General features: G+C 61.4%; 18 protein-coding genes and 1 pseudogene. 8 read left to right on the top strand and 11 right to left on the bottom strand.

The genetic code is table 11. The features are described from left to right. The first annotated feature begins 52 nt into the window (after positions 1–52). Positions 53–412 carry a metalloregulator ArsR/SmtB family transcription factor gene (locus HX898_RS10090; protein ID WP_180194582.1) on the top strand — a complete coding sequence of 120 codons (360 nt, stop codon included), beginning with the start codon at positions 53–55 and terminating at the stop codon, positions 410–412. A 251-nt stretch (positions 413–663) separates the two neighbouring features. On the opposite strand, the gene HX898_RS10085 is transcribed toward HX898_RS10090, so the two are convergent. The 3 genes from HX898_RS10085 to HX898_RS10075 form a co-directional block, all read right to left on the bottom strand. Further along, complete coding sequence (locus tag HX898_RS10085) at positions 664–1,590, bottom strand: carbohydrate kinase (protein WP_180194581.1); 927 nt, start codon at positions 1,588–1,590, stop codon at positions 664–666. Positions 1,591–1,652: 62 nt separating this feature from the next. Next, positions 1,653–2,342 carry an orotate phosphoribosyltransferase gene (locus HX898_RS10080; protein WP_138388265.1) on the bottom strand — a complete coding sequence of 230 codons (690 nt, stop codon included), beginning with the start codon at positions 2,340–2,342 and terminating at the stop codon, positions 1,653–1,655. A gap of 75 nt (positions 2,343–2,417) precedes the next feature. Next, complete coding sequence (locus tag HX898_RS10075) at positions 2,418–3,071, bottom strand: TetR/AcrR family transcriptional regulator (protein WP_180194580.1); 654 nt, start codon at positions 3,069–3,071, stop codon at positions 2,418–2,420. Between the two features lie 100 nt (positions 3,072–3,171). Here HX898_RS10075 and HX898_RS10070 point away from each other — a divergent pair, with 100 nt between their 5' ends. The 3 genes from HX898_RS10070 to HX898_RS10060 all read left to right on the top strand — a co-directional run bounded on the left by HX898_RS10070 (position 3,172) and on the right by HX898_RS10060 (position 5,579). Continuing rightward, complete coding sequence (locus HX898_RS10070; protein ID WP_138388268.1) at positions 3,172–3,996, top strand: NmrA family NAD(P)-binding protein; 825 nt, start codon at positions 3,172–3,174, stop codon at positions 3,994–3,996. Next, positions 3,984–4,481 (top strand): anthrone oxygenase family protein, encoded by a 498-nt coding sequence (locus HX898_RS10065; protein ID WP_180194579.1) that lies wholly within the window; start codon positions 3,984–3,986, stop codon positions 4,479–4,481. The genes HX898_RS10070 and HX898_RS10065 overlap by 13 nt, the downstream gene beginning before the upstream one ends. A gap of 537 nt (positions 4,482–5,018) precedes the next feature. After that, a complete protein-coding gene (locus tag HX898_RS10060) occupies positions 5,019–5,579 on the top strand; it encodes a hypothetical protein (RefSeq protein WP_138332379.1) in 561 nt (186 codons plus the stop codon). A gap of 7 nt (positions 5,580–5,586) precedes the next feature. On the opposite strand, the pseudogene HX898_RS33165 reads toward HX898_RS10060, so the two are convergent. The 8 genes and pseudogenes from HX898_RS33165 to HX898_RS10025 all read right to left on the bottom strand — a co-directional run. Further along, positions 5,587–5,786: pseudogene (locus HX898_RS33165) on the bottom strand (diguanylate cyclase); the annotation flags it as partial. Between the two features lie 29 nt (positions 5,787–5,815). Beyond that, a complete protein-coding gene (locus tag HX898_RS33160) occupies positions 5,816–6,352 on the bottom strand; it encodes a glyoxalase superfamily protein (protein WP_246697904.1) in 537 nt (178 codons plus the stop codon). 190 nt (positions 6,353–6,542) lie between these two features. Next, positions 6,543–7,721, bottom strand: a complete 1,179-nt coding sequence (locus HX898_RS10050) for a GGDEF domain-containing protein (protein ID WP_180194578.1) — start codon at positions 7,719–7,721, stop codon at positions 6,543–6,545. 179 nt (positions 7,722–7,900) lie between these two features. After that, complete coding sequence (gene pyrC / locus HX898_RS10045) at positions 7,901–8,947, bottom strand: dihydroorotase (protein WP_138388275.1); 1,047 nt, start codon at positions 8,945–8,947, stop codon at positions 7,901–7,903. A gap of 72 nt (positions 8,948–9,019) precedes the next feature. Then, positions 9,020–9,652, bottom strand: coding sequence for a nucleoside triphosphate hydrolase (locus HX898_RS10040; protein ID WP_180194577.1), 633 nt, complete (start codon positions 9,650–9,652; stop codon positions 9,020–9,022). Further along, positions 9,649–10,431 carry an ATP-binding cassette domain-containing protein gene (locus HX898_RS10035; RefSeq protein ID WP_062945140.1) on the bottom strand — a complete coding sequence of 261 codons (783 nt, stop codon included), beginning with the start codon at positions 10,429–10,431 and terminating at the stop codon, positions 9,649–9,651. Before HX898_RS10035 ends, HX898_RS10040 begins: the two co-directional genes overlap by 4 nt. Positions 10,432–10,433: 2 nt before the next feature. Further along, positions 10,434–11,498 (bottom strand): ABC transporter permease, encoded by a 1,065-nt coding sequence (locus HX898_RS10030; protein ID WP_180194576.1) that lies wholly within the window; start codon positions 11,496–11,498, stop codon positions 10,434–10,436. A gap of 155 nt (positions 11,499–11,653) precedes the next feature. Then, complete coding sequence (locus HX898_RS10025) at positions 11,654–12,673, bottom strand: sugar ABC transporter substrate-binding protein (RefSeq protein WP_017958798.1); 1,020 nt, start codon at positions 12,671–12,673, stop codon at positions 11,654–11,656. 228 nt (positions 12,674–12,901) lie between these two features. On the opposite strand from HX898_RS10025, the gene HX898_RS10020 reads away from it, so the two are divergent. The 4 genes from HX898_RS10020 to HX898_RS10005 all read left to right on the top strand — a co-directional run bounded on the left by HX898_RS10020 (position 12,902) and on the right by HX898_RS10005 (position 17,543). Continuing rightward, complete coding sequence (locus HX898_RS10020) at positions 12,902–14,149, top strand: ROK family transcriptional regulator (RefSeq protein ID WP_164027026.1); 1,248 nt, start codon at positions 12,902–12,904, stop codon at positions 14,147–14,149. Next, the gene (locus HX898_RS10015) at positions 14,133–14,609 is read left to right on the top strand and encodes an RbsD/FucU domain-containing protein (protein WP_138332373.1); all 477 of its coding nucleotides are present in this window, start codon (positions 14,133–14,135) and stop codon (positions 14,607–14,609) included. The genes HX898_RS10020 and HX898_RS10015 overlap by 17 nt, the downstream gene beginning before the upstream one ends. 246 nt (positions 14,610–14,855) lie before the next feature. Then, positions 14,856–15,530: a hypothetical protein gene (locus HX898_RS10010; RefSeq protein WP_180194575.1), complete on the top strand. Its 675-nt coding sequence runs from the start codon at positions 14,856–14,858 to the stop codon at positions 15,528–15,530. 468 nt (positions 15,531–15,998) lie between these two features. Beyond that, a complete protein-coding gene (locus tag HX898_RS10005) occupies positions 15,999–17,543 on the top strand; it encodes an EAL domain-containing protein (protein ID WP_180194574.1) in 1,545 nt (514 codons plus the stop codon). Positions 17,544–17,592: the final 49 nt, after the last annotated feature.

Genomic DNA, 17,592 nt, shown 5'->3' with positions numbered 1-17,592 from the left:
CTTAATTGATTAACGGATCAATGCGATGATGCCGCTGGCACGGAGACCGGACTTGGACGAAGAGACTTTCGATGATGCCGTAGAAGGCCGCTCCGTCAGCGCCGCCCAGCGGGTATTCCACGCGCTTTCCAGTGCGCCGCGCCGGAAGATCCTCGCCTATCTCTCGGCATCGGGTCTGACCGCTGGTGAGATCGCTGACCGCTTCAGCATGTCCAAGCCAGCCGTTTCGCAGCATCTTTCCATCCTCGAAGCTGCGGGGCTGATCAGACGAGAGAAACAGGGCCAGTTCGTCCACTACTCCCTGATCGAGAACAATCTCGTCAACACGCTCAACGGCTTCGTGCAAGAGGTCTGCCCGGTCAGTCGGCCGATCAAGAAGGAAAGCCAGGCGCGCACCCGCGCGAAAGAATAGGCTTGAGCAAGGGCAAATCCCGGGCTGGCGTGGCGTCAGAGCATGATGTCAATACGATGACGGCCCGGTCGAAGCCCGGGACCCTCGCTCGAAAGTTGCCCCTCACCCTAACCCTCTCCCCGTAAACGGGGGCGAGGGGACGTGGCCAACGCAACGTCAATGGAGATTGAGAGGCCGCGGGCATACCCCTTCGCCCCGCGAGCGGGGAGAAGGTGGCGGCAGCCGGATGAGGGGCGAAGCTGGCTTAAGTCTTAGAGGCCGATCTCACGTGCCCAGGGCGGATTGGCGCCGGCGCGGGAGACGGTGACGGCGGCGGCTTTGGCGCCGAGGGTCAGGGCGTTGCGCAGCGCCTGCTCATCCAGCGAGGCGACCTGCGGTTTGGTGAGCAGATTATCCATCTTCAGCGACGCCAGGATGCCGGCATCGAAGGTATCGCCGGCGCCGACCGTGTCGACAACGGTGACGCGCTCACTCGGCACCGTTACCTTGCGATCCTTGGTATAACCGGAAGCGCCTTCGGCGCCCTTGGTGATGACGACGAGCTTGGCGCCGTGGTTCAGCCAGTGGGCGGCGAGCGCATCATGGTCGCCCTGCAGGCCGAACCATTCGAGATCTTCGTCGGAGAATTTCACGATGTCGGCTTTCGCGGCCATGCGCTTGATGCGGGCCATATGCGACGGCTTGTCCTTGATGAAACCGGGACGGATATTCGGATCGAGCGAGATGACGCGGCGAGCGGCTTCGCGGTCGAGCAGGGCTTCGTAGGTTTCGCCGCAGGGGCTGGGGATGAGGCTGATTGCGCCGAAATGCAGCGCCTCGCAATCATCACCGAGATCCGGCAGGTCGGCCGTGGTGATCATCCGGCCGGCCGTGCCCTCGTCGTAGAAGGCATAGGTCGCCTGGCCGTTCACCAGCTTGACGAAGGCTATGGTCGAGGGACGTGGCGTGATGGCGCACGGGCTGTAATCGACATTGCTCGCCTTCAGCGTCTCCAGCAGGATTTCGCCCATCATGTCATCGGCGATGCCGGTGAAGAAGGCGGTGGGAATGCCGAGGCGGCCTAGCGCGATCGCGGTGTTGAAGATCGCGCCGCCGGCATAGGGCGAAAAGCCCTTTTCGCCCAGCGTCGTGTCCCTCGGCAGCATGTCGATCAAGGCTTCGCCGCAGCACAAAATCATCGTATTCCTCCCAACAGCACTTATGCGTTCATCAACCGATTAAGCGAGCTTTTGTCAACTGGCTAGAGCGAAAGCTCACTAACCCCACCATTCCTTCCCGACCAGGCCAGCGGCGCATCGAGGAAGGCCTCGACTTCCGACAGCGTCTTGTCGTCGAAGAGCTTCTGCGCCTTGGCGACGGCCAGAACATTACGCCAGGTGGCGATGTGATGCAGCCTGACTTTGCCGTCGGCAAAGCGCTGTTCACCGAATATGCCGTAGAAGAACAGCGCGATGCCGTGATCGACGATGCCGCCGGCGGCGCGGACCGCTTCGATGAATTTGAACATGCTGCCGCCGGCTGTCGTCAGGTCTTCGATAACAAGCACGCGCGAGCCTTCCGGCATATTGCCTTCGATCTGGGCATTGCGGCCATGGCCCTTCGGCTGCTTGCGGACATAGATCATCGGCAGGCCGAGGCGATCTGCCAGCAGGGCGGCGAAGGGGATGCCGGCGGTCTCGCCGCCGGCGATGCAATCGAACTGCTCGAAGCCGGCATCGCGCAGCAGGGTGCTGGCGGCGAAATCCATCACCGTCGAGCGGATGCGCGGGAAGGAGAGCAGCTTGCGGCAATCGATATAGACCGGGCTCGCCATGCCGGAGGAGAGTTTGTAAGGCTGGGCGGCATTGAAATGCACCGCCTTGATTTCCCAGAGCATCTTGGCCAGCAATTCGGCCATCACGGCGCGGTCGGGAAATGTGGTCTGGATCATGCGGCTCTCCTTCGGCTTGGATCCTTGCGGGAATAGCAGCAAGAGCCCGCCGTTTCCAGACGAAAGGCGAGCTCATTACAGCAGCAGACGGCCGATATCGGCGATCTGCATCTTCTTGAATAGGGCAATCGCCTGGGCGCCCTCCTCCGCATCGAGCGAAACGGCATAACGCACGCCAGCGGCAAGCAACTGCATCGTCAGCCGCGCGATCGCCAGCAGCTCCTTCCGGTCGCGATCCGGCCATAGACGGATAAGCACGGCAAGAAATGCCTGGGCATGAAATTCCATGTCCTCGGCATCGACCTGCTGCAGCAGCTTGTCGGTATGGGTCGCATGCCAGATGTCGCGCATAACAGGTTCGCGGCGGAAGAAGGCGTAATATTCATCGGCGATATTGGCGAGCGCGCCCTGCAGGGCCGTAGCGTCGGTCACCTTCGCCAGCTCCTCTTCGACGCACCGCCTGCCCTCTTCGTTGAAGCGCTCGGCCAATGTGCGGATGATCGAAGTCTTGTCGGGGAAATATTGGTAGAGGGCGCCGAAGGAGAGACCGGCCTTTTCGACGATCTCGCTCATCTTCAAGCCGTCGCTGCCATGGCTTTCGATCAGTTGCGAGGCAACGGCGAGGATCTTTTCGAAGCGCTCGCGGCCGCGCTGCTGGCTGGGGATGCGGCGCAGTTGGCCGGTGGACTCCTGCTGGCGCCTGCGCGTTGCGACCGGCTGTTCCGACATGCTCTCTCCTTTTCCACGTTGACAAACAAAATAAGAGAGATTATCTCATTTTGCAAATGAGAGAGTTTCTCTTGTTTTCAAGTTTGGGAGGAGTTTTGACATGCAGACTTCCGAAATCGTCCTCGTCGGTGGATCGGGAAAGACCGGCGGCCGCATCATCAAGCGCCTGGAAGCGCGCGGCCTCACCGTCCGCGCCGCATCGCGCTCCAGCGCACGGCCCTTCGATTGGGAGGACAGGTCGACCTGGCGCGGCGCGCTTGACGGCGCGTCGAGCGCCTATGTCGCCTTCCAGCCCGACCTTGCAGTCGCCTGGGCGGCGGAGGCGATCGAAGCGCTCGCCAAGGTCGCGGTGGAATGTGGCCTTGAGCATATCGTGCTGCTTTCCGGCCGCGGCGAAGAGGGCGCGCAGCGCAGCGAGGCGGCACTGAAAGCGTCCGGCATAAACACCACCATCCTGCGCGCCTCCTGGTTCTGCCAGAATTTCAGCGAGGGCGCCTTCCTGGAGCAGATCCTGAGCGACCGCCTACAATTGCCGGCGGGCGAGATCAGCGAACCTTTCATCGATGCCGACGATATTGCCGATGCGGCGGTCGCCGCCCTGACCGATCCCGGCCACCGCAACAAGATTTACGAACTGACCGGCCCGCGGGCGCTGACCTTCCGCCAGGCGGTCGCCGAGATCGCTCAGGCCGCCGGGCGGCCGATCGAATATGAGCAGGTGTCGATGGCGGATTTCACCGGCGGGCTTGCGGCGGCCGGCCTGCCGCAGGGCCTGATCGAACTTCTGGAGGAACTTTTCGGCCAGGTGCTCGATGGGCGCAACTCCGGCACCATGGGCGGTGTCGCCGAAATTCTCGGCCGCCCCGCCACCGATTTCGGCGAATATGCCCGCCGGACCGCGGCAACCGGAATATGGAGCGCCTGACCATGCAGATCATTCTCATCCTCTCCCTCGTCGCCGCGGCGATCGGCAGCGGCCTCGTCGCCGGCATCTTCTTCGCCTTCTCGACCTTCATCATGACCGCCTTCTCGCGGATTCCGGCAGAGCAAGGCATCGCGGCGATGAACTCGATCAACGTTACGATCGTTCGCTCGTCCTTCATGGGTCTCTTCGTGCCGACGGCGATCCTCTGCATCATCATCGCCGTGCTCGCCCTGATCGACTGGCGCGGCGGGGCATCTTTTCTGATGCTGGCCGGAGCAGCCCTCTATGTCTTTGCCTCTTTCGTCTCGACCATCGTCTTCAACGTGCCGATGAATGATGCGCTGGCAAAGGTCGGCGGCAATGGGACGGAAGCGGTTCAGCTCTGGGCCGCCTATGTCAGGGACTGGACGTGGTGGAACCATGTGCGGACCATCGCCTCGCTACTCGCCTCGGTGGCCTTCGTGCGGGCGTTGATAATCGTTTGAGAAGCAAGCGGAAGAGCTGGCCGCTCCAGCTTATTTGCCAGCATCCCGGCTCCGGAAAGAGCGCCAGGCTGAGCTCACAGCGAGCAACAAGAACAGCCCCGCCAAACCAGCCCACAGAGAGCCGCCTTGCGTTAGATTGTCACCGTCGGGAGTGAGGCAACTGGATAGGGCTTGCGATATGCAATCTCGGAACTTCCAGTACCTTTCATAGAATAACCATCCGAAAAAAATCGACAGAAACGCTAAAATCAGGACCGAAACACATTTCATCTGGTTCCCACCCTGCCGACCAGGACTCATTTCCATTGAAACAACGTCGATGGTGTGACTGTAAGTTCCAAGGACGGAGATGCAAGCGCCGACATCCATGGGAGCGCCATCATTGTAGTTTGTCGTTGGTGTATAAAGGGGTTCCGCGACCTCTTAGACGCAGCCAAAATGGTTTTTTCTGCCCTGATCGTGCCCCCTTGAAGCCGCTAGCCGAAATGTGCCACAGAGTGATTGACAGGTTGCGATGTAAAGAGCGGTACGTTGTCCATGGGGTCGAAGGAAGAGAGTGTCAAATGGCCGCTCGGCAAACCGGGCCGGATCCTTCTGACCATGTTGCTTTTGCCGGGTGTACTTTCCATTTTCGTCCAGATATCCGGCTTTAACTTTCTGCCGTCAAACGAGTGGATCTCCAAGGCGGCCCTTCCTGCTCTCGCCGTCGGCGTGGTCTCTGCGGCATTGCCGTTTTGGCTCATTTTGAAGAGCAGGCGCGAGATCGACGGCGTGAGGAAAGGTTTCGGCCTGCTAATCGCTCCGATCGCTGGTTATTTCTTCGGAAAGCATCTCGTCATCATCGCAGTGCCGATGCTATTCGCCTTTATCGCTGGCCATCTGGTGGAGCTTTCTTTCACCGTCGTCGACGCCCATGAAAGGGGTAGCAAAAAATGTCGGTCACCGGTTCAGGTCGAAGGGGTTCCGATGCTATTCGACGAAATTTGCCGTGTCCCTGAGAACATCAGGCGAGAACTTGGACCGGGACAGCGGATCGCCGTTTCGGGCCGAGGCACCAGTCGGGGTGTCTTTGTGGAAAGTCTGCGCCGGGTAGATTGAAGAAACGCCGCGCCTCGAAGGCTTTCCGGATGAGCTCGGCGGCGAGCTCGGCCCGGCGGGGCATGATCTCCGTCAGCACCAGCGCAAACTCTTCGCCGCCGAGCCGGCCGCGGTATCGCCGGGGCGGCAACGGGCCGTCAGTTCATCGGCGAAGAGCTGGAGCACGCGGTCGCCGGCGGCCTGGCCATAGCGGTCGTTGATCGATTTGTCACCTATAAGCCAAGCTGCGCTGACGACTACGTCTGCTCGCAAAAGGCGATGCGGTTGCTGAAGGGGTCGGTGACAGTCATCTCCAGTCCCCACGGCGCTTGCTCGACGCCGGGCTTCATGTAGCGGTAGTCCTTGCCTGAGAGTTCGGCGTGATAGGCCCGCACATTGGCGACGCGGACGAAGGCCTTGGCGCCGGGGCTGGCGTCGCCGGAATGTTCGCTGAGGTGCAGCGCCATGCCGTCGCGCGAGACCTGGCAATAGAGCGGGAAGTTTTCGCCGAAGCGGTGCTCCCAATCGAGATGGAAGCCGAGAAAGCCGCAATAGAACTCCATGGCCTTTTCGACCGAGAAGATGCGGAAGATCGGCATCGGCGGCTCGATGCCGATGGCAGAGGGGTTAGCCCCTGCCGCATCGATCTTTGCCGAGAGGATATTCCATTGATCGAGCCCGAACTGCCGGGCGACGATTTCGAGCGCCTCGCTGTGGGTGAGCGAAATGTCGCGGTCGGAAAGGGCCTGCCGCAATGTCTTTGCCATGAGCTTGGCATCGCGAAAATCGCGCATGATGTCATCCTTCCGTCGGCGGCAAACAGGAAGATCAGTGCCCGCGTCTGCTGACCCGTTCGCCATCGATCGCCAAACGGCAAGGGATGTGAAGGAGGTTGTCTGGATGCATTCACCATAACGCAGAAGCGTCGCGGGGCGGCTGGCCGCATCCGGCCGAGGGCGATAATATGAGAGGGTCGATCAGGAATCAAGACGCGGTGCGCGTTGCCTCGACGGGAACCGCCTTGAGGTAGCTGGCAAGCTCGACCCGGTTGCGGCCGGCGCGCTTGGCGACATAGAGCGCCTTGTCGGCGGCACTCAGCATGGTGTCGAAATCCAAGCTCTTTGAACGGCCGGGGGCGACGCCGACGCTGACCGTGCATTTGAGCATTTCGTCGTCGATATGGATCTCGCGCGCCTCGAACGCCCGGCGGATACGCTCGGCCGCCAGTTCCGCCCGGCCGGGCATGATCTCCTTTAGCACCAGCACGAACTCCTCGCCGCCGAGCCGGGCAGCAGTGTCGCCGGTGCGGCAATGGGCCGAAAGTTCGCCGGCAAAGACATTGAGGACGCGGTCGCCGGTGGCATGGCCGAAGCGATCGTTGACGGATTTGAAATGGTCGATATCGAAGACGATGACGGCCGTGGTCGTTCCCATCGGGCGCGTGCCGTATTGGTCGAAAAGGGCGCGGCGGTTGAGCAGGCCGGTCAGCGGATCGGTGATCGCATCGAGGCGATGGCGGGCAGCGAGCCGCCATTGATGCAGCGCCAGCGACAGCGCGCCGATCCCGGTCATGCCGGCGATGCAGACGGCAAGGCTCAGATCTTCGGCCCAGTTGCCGGGGGCTTTGCCGAGCACCAGCTTGCCGTCTGATATCAGCACCGCGGCGCAGAGAAAGAAGGAGATCGCCGTCAACGTATAGAGCGCTGTGATGCCGAGAAGCGGCGCCGGTGCTTCGGCACGGGCGAGCCAATATTGCCGGGCGGTGGCAAAGAGCAAAAGGGCGATGGCGAGATTGTCGGCGATGAAGGCCAGGCCGTCATAGCCTGACAGCATCGGCACGACGGAGAAGACCATCGCCGCAAGCGCGCGGATCGCGATGGCGAGGAAAGACACCCGGCCGGTGAGGAATTGTTTGCCGGCGCCCCAGATGGTGGCAAAACCGGCGTGAAACAGCACGAAATTGGCGACGCCCAGCCATTTCTCCGGCGTATTGACATAAGCGCTATAGACGAAAATGCCGCTGACGACGAGGACAAGGCCGACAGTGGCGGTCAACAGCACGGTTTCTGCGCGACGGACAAGCCAACTGCCCATCAGCGTCACCGCCAGGCAGGCCGCGGAGACGCCGAGCGCCAACAAGAGGGAGTTATAGTCAAGCATCATGCTTTCAGTCTCCGCGACTGCAGCCGCGCCGGATGATGTCGGCAGCTCATGGGGTCGGTGCTGAGGAATGTCTTATGCATCCGTTAACAAATGATGCACCGCACAATACAAATGTTACGCGTTTAACGTTACGCCGGAATTTAGGATAAAAAATCTATTTAAAATTGAAATCTGAAAGCTTACGCCTGCTGCACCACCTGCCAATGCAGGGGAAACATCGGATCGAACACCGTCACGGGACCGGCGCCAGTTTCAATCCTCGCGGGAAAGACAACCGGCTCGGCCTGCCTCGACAGGGTGATGCGCTCCTCGTTCGGCTGTAGCCCGTACCAGGCCGGCCCGTTCAGCGACACGAAGGCTTCGAGCCGCTCCAGCGCGCTTTCCTGTTCGAAGACATGGGCGAGGCAGCTCATCGTATTGACCGAGGTATAGATGCCGGCGCAGCCGCAGGCGCATTCCTTCAGCGGATCGACATGCGGCGCGGAATCCGTGCCGAGGAAGAAGCGCGGGTCACCGCTGACGGCCGCCGCACGCAGGGCCAGCCGGTGGTTTTCACGCTTGGCGACCGGCAGGCAATAATAATGCGGGCGGATGCCGCCGACGAGGATGGCGTTGCGGTTGATGATCAGATGGTGGGTGGTGATCGAGCCGGCGAGATTGCCCCTGGCCGCCTTGATGTAATCGACGCCATCGGATGTCGTCACATGCTCCATCGTCACCTTCAGCTCCGGCAGGCGCTGCCGCAGCGGATCGAGCACGGTCTCGATGAAGACGGCCTCGCGATCGAAGATATCGACCTCCGGCGTCGTCACCTCGCCATGGACGCAAAGCGGCAGGCCGATCTTTGCCATGCGCTCCAGCACCGGCATCGCCTTTTCCATGTCGCGCACGCCGCCATGCGAATTGGTCGTGGCGCCGGCGGGATAAAGCTTCACGGCGGTGATGAGGCCGCTGTTCTTCCCCTCTTCGACGTCATCGGGGCTGGTATGTTCAGTGAGATAAAGCGTCATCAGCGGCTGGAAGCGATGGCCGTCCGGCAAGGCCTTGAGGATGCGCTCGCGATAGGCCTTGGCGTCAGCTGACGTGACGACCGGCGGCACGAGATTGGGCATGATGATGGCGCGGGCGAAGGTGCGGCTCGTATCGGCGATCACGCCCTCCAGCATGGCGCCATCGCGCAGATGCAGGTGCCAGTCATCAGGACGGCGGATGGTGATCGATTGCATGGCAGGCCTCCGAAGCGATGCGTCTGCCGTCTCGATAGCACTATCTTTTACATGAAAACAATCGCCGCGGCATCACGCCAGCGCGATCTCCAGCGTCACATCGGCTGGGCGGCGGTTTTCGAGGATCAGCCGGCCATTCGGCAGGTCGTTGCCGTAGACCTTGGCGCTGGCGGCCTCTTCGGTGAGGCTATAACCGCGCCAGCGATCCCAAAGGCGCTCTTCCAGCACCTCGATTGGTGGGGCGAGCATGATCGTATAGTCGAATATGCCGTCAAGTTCAGCCCATTTGCCCTGCGTGAAGAGCAGATAGTTGCCTTCGATGATGATGAAACGATCCCCGGGAGCGATCGGGCGGGCAGAGGCAATCGCAAGCTCGCGCGAGCGGTCGAAGACGGGGACGAGAACTTCCTGATCTGCGGGGCGAACCGCGCGAACTATATCCAGGAAGCCACGCACATCGAAGGTTTCGGGAATACCCTTGCGGGCAAGCAGGCCACGTTCAATGAGAATGGCATTGTCCATGTGGAAACCATCCATGGGCAGCACCGCGACACTCTCGCCTTTCGCCTTCAGGGCGTTGGCCAGATTGTCGGCCATGGTCGATTTGCCGGCACCCGGCGGTCCGGCGATGGCGACCAGGAAACGCCTGGAATGGCCGGCGCGGTCAAGCACCTCGCCGGCGATTTCATCGATGCGTGCGTTCATGCGGCGACGGGCTCCGTCGGCACCGCCTTGGCGCCGGTCATGAAGGCGACGGCGTCGGACATGGTGTATTCCTTCGGATCGATCACCGTCAGCCGCCGGCCGAGGCGGTGAATGTGGATCCGGTCGGCCACCTCGAAGACATGCGGCATGTTGTGGGAGATCAGCACGATCGGCAGGCCGCGGGCCCGCACGTCGAGGATCAGTTCCAGCACGCGGCGGCTTTCCTTGACGCCGAGGGCCGCCGTCGGTTCGTCCATGATGATGACCTTCGAGCCGAAGGCGGCGGCGCGGGCGACCGCAACACCCTGGCGCTGACCGCCGGAGAGCGTTTCCACCGCCTGGTTGATGTTCTGGATGGTCATCAGGCCGAGTTCGGTGAGCTTGTTGCGCGCCAGCTTTTCCATGGCCGGCCGGTCGAGCATGCGGAACATCGAGCCGAGCAGGCCAGGTTTGCGGATCTCGCGGCCGAGGAACATGTTGTCGGCGATCGACAGCGCCGGCGACAAGGCGAGATTCTGATAGACGGTCTCGATGCCGGCGTCGCGCGCCTCCATCGGCGAGCGGAACTGCACCTGCCGGCCTTCCAGCGTGATCACCCCCTCGTCCGGGGTGACGGCGCCCGATATCGCCTTGATCAGCGAGGACTTGCCGGCGCCGTTATCGCCGATGACGGCGAGGATTTCACCCGGATAGAGGTCGAAATCGGCATTGTCGAGCGCGGTCACGCGTCCATAACGCTTGACGAGACCGCGGGCGGTGAGAAGGGGTTCGCGAGCCATGATTACACCGAAACCTTTCTGATCCACTGATCGATGGCGACGGCGGCAATGATCAGCACGCCTGTCAAAAGGACTTTCCATTGCGGGTCGGCGCCGAGCATGTTGAGGCCCATCGAGACGACGCCGACGATCATGGCACCGAAGAGCGTGCCGAGAATGGAGCCGCGGCCGCCGAACAGCGAGATGCCGCCGATCACAGTCGCGGTGATCGCCTGGAGGTTAAAATCGGTGACGGCAGAGGACGGCGAGATCGAGCCGTTGCGGCCGATCGAGACCCAGGCCGCCAAGCCGGCAATGACGCCCGAGATGGCGTAAACGGTCAGCAGCACCTTCTTGGTCTGAATGCCGGAGAGCTTGGCCGCCTCCGGATCATCGCCGACCGCATAGACATGCCGGCCCCAGGCGGTGTGATTGAGGACATACCAGAGCACCAGGACGAGCAGCACCATGGCGATGACGCCGAGGGTGAGCACGGCGCTGCCGAGCTTGAAGCTCACGGCGAAAAGATGCAGCAGCGGCGCCTTTTCGTCGACGTCGGTGTCGCGGATCGTCTCATTGGCGGAATAGATGAAATTCGTCGCCATGACGATGTTCCAGGTGCCGAGCGTGACGATGAAGGGCGGCAGCTTCATGTAGGCGACGAGGAAGCCGTTCAGCAATCCGCAAAGGCCGCCGACAATCATGCCGGCTGCGACCGCGATCGGCGTCGGTATGCCGTAGGTGATCGCGACATTGCCCATGACGACGGCCGAGATCACCATGATGACGCCGATCGAAAGATCGATGCCGGCCGTCAGGATGACCAGCGTCTGGGCGGCGCCGAGAATACCGACGATGGCGATCTGCTGCAGGATCAGCGTCAGCGTATAGGACGAGAAGAACCGTCCGCCGATCGTCATCCCGAAGATGACGATCGCCAGCACCAGCACGATCAGCGGCACGGCGGCCGGCGTCGAGTGCAGAAAATGCTGCGCGCGCTTGATCAGCGAGACTTTCTCGTGCTCGAAGGAGGCAACGCTCTTGTCGCTGCCGTCGAGGACACGTTCGAATTCCTGTGTTCCGGTCATGGTTCCTCCTCCGCATCCGCGCGCCGAACTCGCGCGGGGGCCGTCACCGATATCCATCCGGTCTTTGATTAGCCGGTTCGTGAGGCGACGGAACATCGTCCGTCGAAAACGGCCGGGGATCAAGCCCCGGCCGGTCTGCTTTCAACAATCAGGGCTCAGCCCCAGCACTTGTCCGTGCCTTCCTTGGTGTCGATCGACTTGACGCCGGAAACCGGCTTGTCGGTGACGAGCGAGACGCCGGTGTCGTAGAAGGACTTGCCTTCGGTCGGCTTCGGCTTTTCACCATTGTCGGCGAACTTCTTGATCGCTTCGACGCCAAGGGCTGCCATCATCAGCGGATATTGCTGCGAGGTGGCGCCGATGACGCCTTCCTTGACCGACTTCACACCCGGGCAACCGCCGTCGACCGAGACGATCAGCACGTTCTTTTCCATGCCGACGGCCTTCAGCGCCTGATAGGCGCCGACAGCGGCCGGCTCGTTGATCGTGTGGATGACGTTGATGCTCGGATCCTTCTGCAGAAGGTTTTCCATGGCCTTGCGGCCGCCTTCTTCATTGCCGTTGGTCACGTCATGACCGACGATACGAGCATCGTCCTCGTCGCCGATCTTGTTCGGGTCCTTCGGATCGATGCCGAAGCCCATCATGAAGCCCTGGTCGCGCAGAACGTCGACCGTCGGCTGCGACGGGGTCAGGTCGAGGAAGCCGACCTTGGCATCCTTGGCCTTGTCGCCCATCGTTTCCTTGGCCCACTGGCCGATCAGCTTGCCGGCGAGCAGGTTGTCGGTGGCGAAGGTGGCGTCGGCGGCATCGGCCGGCTCGAGCGGCGTGTCGAGAGCGATGACCAGCAGGCCGGCTTCACGCGCCTTCTTGACCGAAGACACGATGCCCTTGGTGTCGGAAGCAGCAATCAGGATGCCCTTTGCGCCATCGGCAATGCAGCTTTCGATCGCGGCCACCTGGCTTTCGCTGTCACCGTCGACCTTGCCGGCATAGGACTTCAGCGAGACGCCGAGTTCCTTGGCCTTGGCGGTCGCACCTTCCTTCATCTTGACGAAGAAGGGGTTGGTGTCGGTCTTGGTGATGAGGCAGGCAGCAACGTCAGCCGCCATGACAGGAGCGGAAAAGGTGACACCAAGCGCGAGCGCGCCGAAAGCGAGAACAGATTTCTTCATGGAACTCCTCCCAGAGTTTGCCGGCGCCGCCCCTGCGGGGCCGGAAGCTTAAGATATGACACTTCGCCGTGGATCGCTAATGCCTCCCCGCGGTCCCGTGCCCTTGACGACGGCAATTAAGAGCGAAAAGAAATTGGCTTGTCAATAAATAAATCCAATTGAATTATTAATTCGATGTGGCATGCTCGATCGAATTAGGGCATAGGCCAACAATCGGGAGGAGCGGCCATGTCGTCCTTGGATGGACCGGAACACACGCCGGTCCCGCCACCAATTCTGAATCCGGCCGGAGGTGCGAACCAGGTCAGGGTGCGAGCCTATAACGAACGGCTCGTGCTGTCGCTGGTGCGTCTCTACGGCGCATTGTCGAAGGCCGATATCGCGCGCCGCAGCGGGCTGTCGGCGCAGACCGTCTCCGTCATCATGCGGGTGCTGGAGAAGGAAGGGCTGCTGTCGCGCGGGGAACCGGTGCGCGGCCGTGTCGGCCAGCCGTCGATCCCGATGCATATCAATCCCGATGCTGTCTATTCCTTCGGCCTGAAGATGGGCCGGCGCAGCGCCGATCTGGTGCTGATGGATTTCGTCGGCCGCATCCGCATGCAGTTGCACCGGACCTATGCCTATCCGCTGCCGGATGAAATCCTCGCCTTCGTCACCTCGGGCATCCGGGAACTCGAAGAGCGGCTCGACGACAAGCAGCGCGGCCGTATTGCCGGCCTCGGCATCGCCGCGCCTTTCGAGCTCTGGAATTGGGCCGAAGAGGTGGGGGCGCCGGCTGGCGCCATGGAAGTCTGGCGGGAGATCGACCTGCAGGCCGACATCGCCGCACGCGTCTCCCATCCGGTCTTCATGCAGAACGATGCGACCAGCGCCTGCGGCGCCGAACTGGTCTTCGGCGTCGGGCCGTCCTACCCGGATTTTGTCTATTTCTTCATCGGCTCCTTCATCGGCGGCGGCATCGTGCTCAATTCGGCGATCTTTTCCGGCCGCACCGGCACGGCAGGCGCGATCGGGCCGCTGCCTGTGCGCGGCAAGAACGGCGAGACGAAGCAGTTGCTCGAAATCGCCTCGATCTTCGTGCTCGAAAACATGCTGCGCGAGCGCGGCATCGATCCCGAGCCGCTCTGGTATTCGGCCGACGACTGGGTGGATTTCGGCGAGCCGATGGAAGCCTGGATCCAGGATAGCGCCAAGGCGCTGGCGCAGGCGATCGTCGCCGCCGCCTCGATCGTCGATTTCAGCGCGGCTGTGATCGACGGCGGCTTTCCCAGCTGGGTGCGCAGCCGCGTGGTGCAGGCCACCATCGACGAAGCGGCCAAGCTCGACCTACAGGGCGTCGTCATGCCCGAAATCATCGAGGGCGCGGTCGGCGCGCAGGCGCGCGCCATCGGCGGCGCCAGCCTGCCAATCTTCGCGCGTTACCTCACCGACCAGAACGTACTCTTCAAGGAGGTAGACCATGCTGAAAGGACTTGATCCGCTGTTGAGCCCGGAGCTGCTTTTGACGCTTCGCGCCATGGGCCACGGCGACGAGATCGCCATCGTCGACGGCAATTATCCGGGCGTCGAACATGCCCGCCGGCTGATCCGGCTCGACGGCCACCGCCTCATCCCGGTTCTCAACGCCGTGCTCAGCGTGTTGCCGATCGACGATTTCGTGGCGGAAGCGATCTTCCGCTCGACCGTCAAGGCCGAGCGCGACAAGCTCGACCCCGTGCACGAGGAGATGATCGACTGCTGCGCCCGCCACGAGCCGCACCGGCAGGTGGTGCCGCTGATCGGCCAGGATTTCTACGGACGGGTGAAGGCTGCCCATGCGGTGATCCAGACCGGCGAGCCGAGGCTCTATGCCAACATCATCCTGCGCAAGGGCGTGATCTACCCCAAGGAAGCGGACGCCCATGCGGCGGCCGAGGTGGATCCGTTCGTCTACTAGCAATTCCAGCAAAAATGCGCAGCGGTTTGGTCGTCGATAGGCTTTGGCTTTCGGCCGGCTGAAGGTCAGTCTTTCGCCATTCGTTGGTTGGATGTTACTGTGCGGCCGGTGGGTTGGTCCGCCGCGCCGGCAAACCGCTCGCTAAGCCAAGTGCTGCGAATGGCGCCTCCCACCAGGGACGGACGTCGAGCGGCTGCATAGACACGCGGGACCAGGCCGGTGAAGCGATGAGGACACGGATCTCACATGGCACCTGACATGAACGCGCCTCCTCGTCGCAGCACCACTGGTCTGCGCAAGTTTCTGGATCCTGAGCAGCAGCGCGATTGGATAGAAGGCGAGGCGGAGTTGATCGACGCCGAAGAACGCTTGGAGTCCCTGGAACAGCGGTTCAAGTACGTCGCCCGGTACGAGAAGCTGCTTCGTCGCCCGCAGGCGCAAGACGTTCTGGAAATTCTCAGGGTATACGGGCAGACCTGCATCCCCATCCCGCGCACGACCGAGCGTCACTACTGGTCGGTTTCATGTCTGCCCTCGACTTCCGACAAGCCGCTCATCCGCGTTAATGCGAGCTGGATGGAGCTTTTCACGCTCTATGCCGACAGCGAGGGCCTGCGTGCACGATTCCTGGTGCATCTTTCGCATTTCACCACCGACCATTCACCCGCGCAGGGCGATGTCGACGAGGCTTTTCTCGAGCACTGCGTCACGACGCCCGAAGACGTCGGTTATTTTTTTCCGCGCGGCGAGGACATTTTCGGCATCACTGTGCGGGGCTCGGCCTCGATTCGCAAATTCCTCGCGGAGCGCCGCATCTTGTGCGCCATTCGGACTTTCAATGTGACGCATATGAACCGAGGTCGGAACGCCTATCAGGCGAGCCACTGCTACAGCCTGGGAGATACGATGCTGGCAGATTGATCGGCTCCGGGATGCGGCCCTACCCTGGCGAGACTGCCGAGCCGCTCCGCGGTCGCCGGCGACGCGCAGATGCTGAAAGACGCGGGGGCGCTGTAAACCCGTCACACCCATTCCTTTTCAAGGACTACTTAATCCTCCGGCGGGTTCTTCAGCCGTTCGAAGAATGGGAGATAGCGGCGACCGGCAGACACCATGGAATCGAGGCCCGATCCGATTTACGGGAAAGATATCCAATTCACGCAGCGAAACGCCCGCACCTTCGTCAATGCAACCCGCCATTAACCTTCGAAGGTCAGACAATCTTACGGACTTGTCGGTGCTGCGCAGCTTGCAACGACTGCAATGCCCGACCCGGCATTCGGTGATACGAGCATCAGCCATGTCGGCTGTTGATTGAAAACATGTCGGGGACGATGCGGTTCTCCAAACTGGCCATGACGGCTCGTCACACAACAGGAGCCTGTTCATATGCCTCGCATCCAACCGACCAGACCCCAGGTGGAGATCGTTGTCTGGCTCGCGGCCTTCCTGCTTCTCTTCTGCCTGTCGTGGTCCTTCGACTGGCATGAGGGGCTGGATGCGTTCATCGAGAAGCATCATGACTATCCGCTCGACCACGCGCTCCTTGCCCTTAATATCTCCGGGTTTCTCGGGCTGATTTATTCCGCGCTGAGGATCCGCGATCTTTCGAGGGAGGTTCATCGCAGGCTGCAGGCCGAAAAGAACGTGGACTGGATTGCCTGTCACGACACGCTGACCGAACTGCCGAACCGCAGATTTCTGGATTCCATCTGCGCGCAAGCGATGAGCGATCACAGGGAAGAAACCTACGCCGTGTTCAGCATCGATCTCGACGGCTTCAAGAAGGTCAATGACCTCCTGGGGCACGACCACGGTGATGCGGTGCTGAAGACTGTCGCTCAGCGGCTCTCTTCCCTCTTTCCGCGTGAGCACGTTTTTCGTCTTGGCGGAGACGAGTTTATCGTTCTGGCGCGGCGCACTGGAAATCCCGATCTTGCCGCGTTGGGGAACCGCATCGTGAGCGTGATCGGCAAACCCTTCACATTCAATGGCGTCGCCGTCGACCTCGGCGCCAGTGTCGGCTTCGCGCTTTATCCGGAGAACGGCGATGACCTAAGCCAGGTCATCCGACATTCGGACTGTGCGATGTATGTCGCCAAAAAGCAGGGGCGCAATCTGGTGAAGCCCTTCATGCCTTCGATGCAGGATGAGTTGGCAAAACGGATTCGGGTGGAAGCCGATCTAAGAGCCGCCATCAGGAAGGCTGAGATCGTTCCCTACTATCAACCGCTCGTGGACCTGAAGACGAACAAGATTATCGGCTTTGAGGCGCTGGCACGCTGGAAGACCGCCTCCGGCGAATTCATCCCGCCAAACGAATTCATTCCGGTGGCGGAGGAAGCCGGGCTGATCGTCGAATTGACGGACCAACTGCTTCGCCACGCCTGCACCGATGCGCTTTCCTGGCCAAGTGAGCTCGTCCTGTCATTCAACCTTTCTCCGATCCAGCTGAGCGATCGGTTGCTGGGGCTCAGAATTCTCAAGATATTGGGCGATGTCGGTCTGCCGGCGCACAGGGTCGAGCTTGAGGTGACGGAGAGCGCCATCATCCAGGACGCCGTCACTGCACGAATCGTGCTCGACGATCTGGTGAACGCTGGGGTCAGGATTGCTCTCGACGATTTTGGAACAGGCTATTCCAGCCTCTCACAACTCTCCAACTACCGGTTCGACAAGATCAAGATCGACAGGAGTTTCGTCTCTACATTCGAAACCAATGACAAGCAGGACAAGGTGATCAAGGCCATCATCGCTCTCGGCGTCGGACTTGGCGTGACGATAACCGCCGAGGGTATCGAAGAGGAGAGCCAACTTCAGCGGCTTCAGGATCTGGGTTGCGACATCGGCCAAGGATATCTGCTTGGTAGGCCAGCGCCGGCCGCGGAGCTTGCCACAGGTCAGGTCAGCGCCAGAATTTTGCAACGCGGTTGATGGGGGCCGCGGTATGTCGGCTCTGAATCAGAGCCGATACGAGCTTACC

The organism is Rhizobium sp. WYCCWR 11128, assembly GCF_013416305.1.
GTDB classification, from domain to species: Bacteria; Pseudomonadota; Alphaproteobacteria; order Rhizobiales; family Rhizobiaceae; genus Rhizobium; species Rhizobium indicum.
Note: the sequence above shows the minus strand (reverse complement) of the source record. Positions and strands in the feature narration are given on the sequence as shown.